The organism is Brevundimonas sp. UBA5866, assembly GCF_002432125.1.
GTDB lineage: Bacteria > Pseudomonadota > Alphaproteobacteria > Caulobacterales > Caulobacteraceae > Brevundimonas.
Genome location: NZ_DJFS01000060.1, coordinates 1 through 6,245, shown reverse-complemented (window position 1 = coordinate 6,245; position 6,245 = coordinate 1). Strand labels below are relative to the sequence as shown.

Genomic DNA, 6,245 nt, shown 5'->3' with positions numbered 1-6,245 from the left:
GGCGGGGGTGGAGGAGGAGGCGGCGGAGGCGGAGGCGGAGGCGGCGGCGTTGTCGGCGTCGGGGGTATGATGCTGCCACCCCGGATGCCTCCGCCACCACCGCAGGCGGCCAGAGGCAGGACCAACAGGGTCAGCAAGCTACCCGCAGCCAGTGTGGATTTCAGTTTTGCCCAACCCATCGTTCAGACCCCTTCCCAAGGCCCCATCCATTTTAATGTGACGCTAAACCCAAAAGCGTTAATCAACTCCGCATCAATCTGGACCGTATGGCCAGTCACAAAAAAGGGACCGCTCTGCTACGAACGGTCCCTTTTTCCGGATCAATCGGAGGCTTGATCAGTCGCGAAGCAGCTCGTTCACGCCGGTCTTGGCGCGGGTCTGGGCGTCCACGCGCTTGACGATGACGGCGCAGTACAGCGACGGGCCGCCGTTCGGGTCGGGCAGGGTGCCCGGCACCACGACCGAATAGGCCGGAACCTCGCCGCGATAGATTTCGCCGGTGGCGCGGTCGACGATCTTGGTCGAGGCCGACAGGTAGACGCCCATCGCCAGAACCGCGCCTTCGCGCACGATCACGCCCTCGGCCACTTCGGCACGGGCACCGATGAAGCAGCCGTCCTCGATGATGGTCGGATTGGCCTGCAGCGGCTCCAGCACGCCGCCGATGCCCGCGCCGCCCGACAGGTGCACATTCTTGCCGATCTGGGCGCAGGAGCCGACTGTGGCCCAGGTGTCAACCATCGTGCCTTCACCGACATAGGCGCCGATGTTCACGAACGACGGCATCAGCACGACCGACTTGGCGATGTGGGCACCGTGACGCACGATCGCACCCGGAACCGAGCGGAAGCCCGCGTTTTGGTAGTCGGTGGCGGTCCAGTCACCGAACTTGTTTGCGACCTTGTCGAAGAACGGGCCGATGGCCGGAGCCGGGCTGTTCATGCCGCGATCGCCCGCGCGCATGATGATGTTGTCATTCAGGCGGAAGCCCAGCAGCACGGCCTTCTTCAGCCACTGGTGGGTGGTCCAGACACCGTCATCGCCACGGGTGGCCACGCGGGCCTCGCCCGAGTCCAGCAGGGCCAGAGCTTTCTCGACGGCTTCGCGCACTTCACCCTGGGTCTGGGCGTTGATGTCGGCGCGGGCTTCCCAAGCGGCTTCGATGACGCTTTCGAGCTTGGTGAGATTGGTCATTCGGGATCTCCGTCAAGAATGGCGGTGGTCAGGAAGGGCGGCAGGGAGGCCGCGCGATAGTCGATAAAGTCGCCTTCGGCGCTGAAAGCCTTTGGTCCGACCAAAACGGTCTTCATGCCGATGGCCTTGGCCGGAGCCAGGTTCTGCGGCGTGTCTTCAAAGAAGCAGGCGGTGGTCGGATCGATGCCGAACATGGCCAGCATCTTCTGGAAGGTGCGCGGGTCCGGCTTGGGGATCAGGTCGGCGTCTTCCAGCGCGAACACACCGTCAAACAGGTCGTCGATGCCCAGTTTTTTCAGAACGCGGTGGGCATGGACGGTCGAGCCATTTGTGAAGATGACGCGCTTGCCCTTGAGGCGCTCCAGACCCATGCGCAGGGCCGGGTCCGGCTCAAGCACATCCAGCGGCACATCGTGGACTTCGGCCAGGAAATGGTGCGGGTCGATCTGGTAGCGGGTCATCAGGCCCGCCAGCGAGGTGCCATAGTCGTGCAGGAAGGATTTCTGCATGACCAGCGCCTCGTCGGCGGGAAGGCCCGAGGTGCGCACCACGTAATCGTTGATGCGCTTTTCCACGAGGCCCATGAACTGGCTCTCGACCGGATAAAGCGTGTTGTCGAGGTCAAAGACCCACGACTTTACGCCTTCAAGATCGGCTGCAATGTCGGTCGGAAGGTCGGAGGCCACTTCCGTCGGCATCTTGTCGGTCACTTGGCGGTCACCAGGGTGCCGGCACCGTTTTCGGTGAACAGTTCGACCAGCATGGCGTGCGGACGGCGGCCATCTAGGATCACCACGGCTTCAACGCCCGCGCGGACAGCCGCCATCGCCGTCTCCAGCTTGGGGATCATGCCGCCGGTGGCGACGCCGTCGTCGATCAGCTTTTGCGCATCCTCGAGGCTCATCTGGCGGATGATCTCGCCGTCGGCACCCTTAACGCCCGGAACGTCCGTCAGCAGTAGCATGCGCTTGGCGTTCAGCGATCCGGCGATGGCACCGGCCACGGTGTCGGCGTTGACGTTATAGGTCATGCCGTCGTCCGCCACGCCGATCGGGGCGATGACCGGAACCCAGTCCTCGGTTTCCGACGCGATCAGGCCCTTGATCAGCTTGGGATCAACCTTGGTCGGCTCGCCCACAAAGCCCAGATCGACCTCGTGCTCGATCATGCTGTCGGGATCGCGCTTGGTGCGACGGGTCTTTTCGACCGTTAGCAGGCCTGCGTCCTTGCCCGACAGGCCCACGCCGCGCACGTCGGCTTCCTTGCCGGCGACCGTGATCCAGTGGGCGATCTCTTTGTTGACCGCACCCGACAGAACCATCTCGGCCACGGCCATCGTGTCCTTGTCGGTCACGCGCAGACCGTCGATGAAGTTGGACTTCACACCGGCCTTGTCCAGCATGGCGCTGATCTGCGGGCCGCCGCCGTGGACGACCACGGGGTTCACACCCATCAGTTTCAACAGAACCACATCGGCAGCAAACTGCTTTGCCACGGAGCTTTCGCCCATAGCATGGCCGCCGTATTTGATGACCACCGTCTCCCGGTCATAGACCTGGATATAGGGTAGGGCTTCAGCCAGGGTTTTTGCGGTTTCCCAGCTGCGCTCTTCGGATTGCCGATCGACTTCGTTCATAGTGATCGCGCCATAACGCCTAAGCGCCGCCAAGTCACTCATTTAAGCGCCTGTCCGACCTTGGAATAGGGTGCGGAACGGCGGTTGAATAAAACCGCAGAGGTTGCAAAGCGAGGCTTGCTGCACACCGTTAGATATGCTGTTTTCATACAAGTTTACGCACAAATCGTAGGAATGGTGGGCGTTTATCGTCACCATTGTCTCCTAACGAATCTCCTAGGGAATACTGTGTCGATTCATCCGGTCATTATGTGCGGCGGCGCTGGTACGCGTTTGTGGCCCGCTTCCCGTCCGACCCGACCGAAACAGTTCATCGCCCTGCACGGTGAACATTCATTGTTTCAGGAAACTGCACTTCGTGCGGCCCATCTGATGGATGGCAGCAGCCATCTGATCGTGGTCGGCGGAGCCGTGCATGAGTCGTTTATTCTCGAGCAATTGGCTGAAGTCGGTCTGACCGCCCAGGTCATTCTCGAGCCTGAAGGACGCGATTCCGCCCCGGCCATGACCGCCGCAGCGGTATGGAGCCGCAGTATCGATCCCGAGGGCATCAATGTCTTTGTGTCTTCGGACCACTATCTGCCGGACCACCAAGCCTTCAAACAGGCCGGCCTGAAGGCCGCCGAGGCGGCGGCGGCAGGGCGCATCGTGACGCTGGGTGTCCACCCGACCAATCCGTCCTCGGCCTATGGCTATATCGAGCCATCGGGTGAGGGGCTGTCAGACGTGGTGCGCTTCGTCGAAAAGCCGGACACCAAAACCGCGCAGGTTTTCATTGAGCGCGGATTGGTGTGGAATACGGGCATCTTCATCGCCCGCTCGGACATCTTCCTTGAAGAGGTGAACCATTACGTTCCCGCCGTCGGAAAGGCGGTCGAGAAGGCAATGGACGGATTGTCAGGCACGACGGTGCTGTTGCCGCCATCCTTTGCTGAGGCACCCAAGGTTTCCATCGACTATGCCGTCATGGAGAAGACCCGCCGTGCCTCCGTGCTGCGTGTAGATTTCGAATGGTCAGATCTCGGGGCATGGGATGCGGTCGCCAACAGCGTCTCGCCGGATCAGGGACGCCATATCCTGATCGACTCGCCCGGAACCGTGGCACGTGCCCCTGAAGGCGTGATCGTGACGGTTCTCGGCGCATCCAATCTGGCCGTTGTCGTCGAGAACGATGCGGTTCTGGTGTGCGATCTCAATCGCTCGCAGGACGTGAAGGCGGTGGTCGAGCGCCTGAAGCAGGTCTCGCCCCAACATCTGGACTTTGCCAAGCCCGAGCCGGTGGATGTCGTCTCCGGCGGCAAGGGTTTTGTGGACTGGATGAAGCTGCGCGCCCTGCCGGTGTGGGCTTCGCTGGGTATCCGCGATGACGGTATTTTTGCCGAGGCGCTGACGCTGGGCGCGGATCCGGTGGTGCTGAACCATCGTGTTCGCGTCCAGGCCCGCCAGATATTCACCTTCGCCGAGGCAGGCCGGCTGGGCTGGAGTGGCCCGTGGGAATGGCTGATGGAGCGCGGTCTGGCCGCGTTCGAGAAATACTACATCAGCGAAGAAGGCATGCTGCACGGACTGCTGTCGCCGTCGCTTCAGGTGCTGACCCCGCGTGCGTCGGTCTATGACCATGCCTTTGGCCTGTTTGCCCTTGCCGCCGCGCATCGTGTGAAGAGCGATCACGGCCGCTATCTGCACCTGGCCAATGGCATTCGCGAGCGCCTGTTCCGCGAGGTACAGCCGAACGGGGCCCTGGTCGAGATCGAGGGGCATCCCCACCAGTCCAACGCCCACATGCATCTTCTCGAAGCCTGTCTGGCCTGGGAAGAGGTGGGCGGCGACATGGCCTGGGCCGATGCTTCCGACCGCCTGGTGCAATTGGCCTGCACGACCTTCATCGATGCCGAGAAGGGGTGCCTGCGCGAGTTCTTCTCGCCGGACTGGACCCCTGCCGAAGGCGAAAAAGGCCAGTGGGTCGAACCGGGCCACCAGTTCGAATGGGCGTGGCTGCTGCTGCGCTATGCCCGACGCCGTAACGCGCACCATCTGGTCGATGTGGCCAAGGATCTCTACCGCTTCGGCATGCAGGGATACTGGGCCTCTGCCGGTGTCGTGGTGGATGCCATCAATGTGTCGGGCGAGCGTCTGGAGACGCGCGCCAGACTGTGGCCGCAAACGGAATGGATTAAGGCCGCCCTGCTGCTGGCCGAGATTTCCGAAGGTGCGGAACGTCAGGCCTATCTAAATGATGCCGGTCTGGCGGTGCGTGCGCTTACACAATACTTCACCGATGACGGAGTCTGGCGCGAAGTACTGACGGGCGTGGGTGTTTTCAGAGATGAACCGTCCAAAGCCAGCTCGCTATACCATATTGTCGGTGCGTGCGCCCAACTGACGCAATCGCTCCGTTCAATGGGTCATCCCGCATCTTTGGGATGATTCCGAACAGGGATATATGTAAATATCCTTAGGGTGTCGGGGCTTAAAATGGGAGCGGGGCAATTATGTTAAGCTCCCGTTCACATTCTGTAGCGTCGATATCACGTTTCCATGTTCTCAACGAGAAATGGCGGCTTTACGGCCTCGACCTGAGCAGTAGAGCCTGTTATCTGAAGTTTAGCGGTACTTGTGTACCGTCATCATCAACGATTCTTGGAGGGCCGCTTATATGCGCGTCAAGAGTTTGATCCTGGCTTCTAGCGCGGCGGCCGCCCTGGCACTGTCGGCTGGTGCCGCTTCGGCTGAGCCGAACGGTTGGTACGGCGCTATCGACGCTGGTTACCACATCATCGACGACATCAACGCTGAGTCGTCGAACACGGGCGCTAACTGGAACTGGGAAGTCAACGACGGCTGGGCCGCCTTTGCTCGTCTCGGTTACCGTTTCAACCCGAACTGGCGTATGGAACTCGAAGGCGGTTACCGCTCGGGTGACATCGGCCGCGTTCGCGCCGTTTCGGGCGCACAAGGCCTGTGCAACCTGAGCCCGGCTACCGGCCCGTGCCACTCGCCGGAAGGTGACATCACCTCCACCACCATCATGGCCAATGTCATTTATGACTTCGGCACTGAGGATTGGGGCCTGCGTCCGTTCGTGGGTCTGGGTGCAGGTGTAAACCGCGTCAACGTCGACACCATTGGCCGTCTTCGCCAAGCTCCGGGCGGCGCTTTCGCTGCTGACGACACCTCGACCAAGTTCGCTGCTCAAGCGATCGCTGGTCTGGCTTGGGCTCTGTCGGACCGCACCAACATCGACCTGACCTACCGTTACCTCACCGGCGAAGCCGAGTGGGCGTCGGTGGTTCCGGCAACCGTCTCGCCGTCATTCGGTAACTGGACGGGCGACTATGACCAGTCGCACACCGTGACCCTGGGTCTGCGTTACGCCTTCGGTGCTCAAGACGCTCCGCCGCCGCCGCCGCCGCCG

The 6,245-nt window shown here is 61.8% G+C and carries 5 protein-coding genes; 2 read left to right on the top strand and 3 right to left on the bottom strand.

All coding sequences use genetic code 11. The features are described from left to right. Positions 1 to 336: 336 nt before the first annotated feature. The 3 genes from dapD to argB are packed head-to-tail and all read right to left on the bottom strand — an operon-like array spanning position 337 to position 2,830. The gene (gene dapD / locus B3H86_RS06700; protein ID WP_292052220.1) at positions 337 to 1,194 is read right to left on the bottom strand and encodes a 2,3,4,5-tetrahydropyridine-2,6-dicarboxylate N-succinyltransferase; all 858 of its coding nucleotides are present in this window, start codon (positions 1,192 to 1,194) and stop codon (positions 337 to 339) included. Further along, complete coding sequence (locus tag B3H86_RS06695; protein ID WP_312821179.1) at positions 1,191 to 1,904, bottom strand: pyrimidine 5'-nucleotidase; 714 nt, start codon at positions 1,902 to 1,904, stop codon at positions 1,191 to 1,193. Before B3H86_RS06695 ends, dapD begins: the two co-directional genes overlap by 4 nt. Continuing rightward, complete coding sequence (gene argB / locus B3H86_RS06690; protein ID WP_292052218.1) at positions 1,901 to 2,830, bottom strand: acetylglutamate kinase; 930 nt, start codon at positions 2,828 to 2,830, stop codon at positions 1,901 to 1,903. Before argB ends, B3H86_RS06695 begins: the two co-directional genes overlap by 4 nt. Positions 2,831 to 3,004: 174 nt before the next feature. Between argB and B3H86_RS06685 the strand changes: the two genes are divergently transcribed. Both B3H86_RS06685 and B3H86_RS06680 read left to right on the top strand, forming a co-directional pair. Next, the gene (locus B3H86_RS06685; protein ID WP_292052216.1) at positions 3,005 to 5,257 is read left to right on the top strand and encodes an AGE family epimerase/isomerase; all 2,253 of its coding nucleotides are present in this window, start codon (positions 3,005 to 3,007) and stop codon (positions 5,255 to 5,257) included. 244 nt (positions 5,258 to 5,501) lie between these two features. Continuing rightward, positions 5,502 to 6,245 (top strand): outer membrane protein (locus tag B3H86_RS06680; protein WP_292052214.1); only part of this gene is annotated, 744 nt, incomplete at its 3' end.

Coding starts and splice junctions, on each gene's coding strand:
- dapD (WP_292052220.1), bottom strand. CDS start 1,194: ATGACCAATCTCACCAAGCTCGAAAGCGTCATCGAAGCCGCTTGGGAA.
- argB (WP_292052218.1), bottom strand. CDS start 2,830: ATGAACGAAGTCGATCGGCAATCCGAAGAGCGCAGCTGGGAAACCGCA.
- B3H86_RS06685 (WP_292052216.1), top strand. CDS start 3,005: ATGGTGGGCGTTTATCGTCACCATTGTCTCCTAACGAATCTCCTAGGG.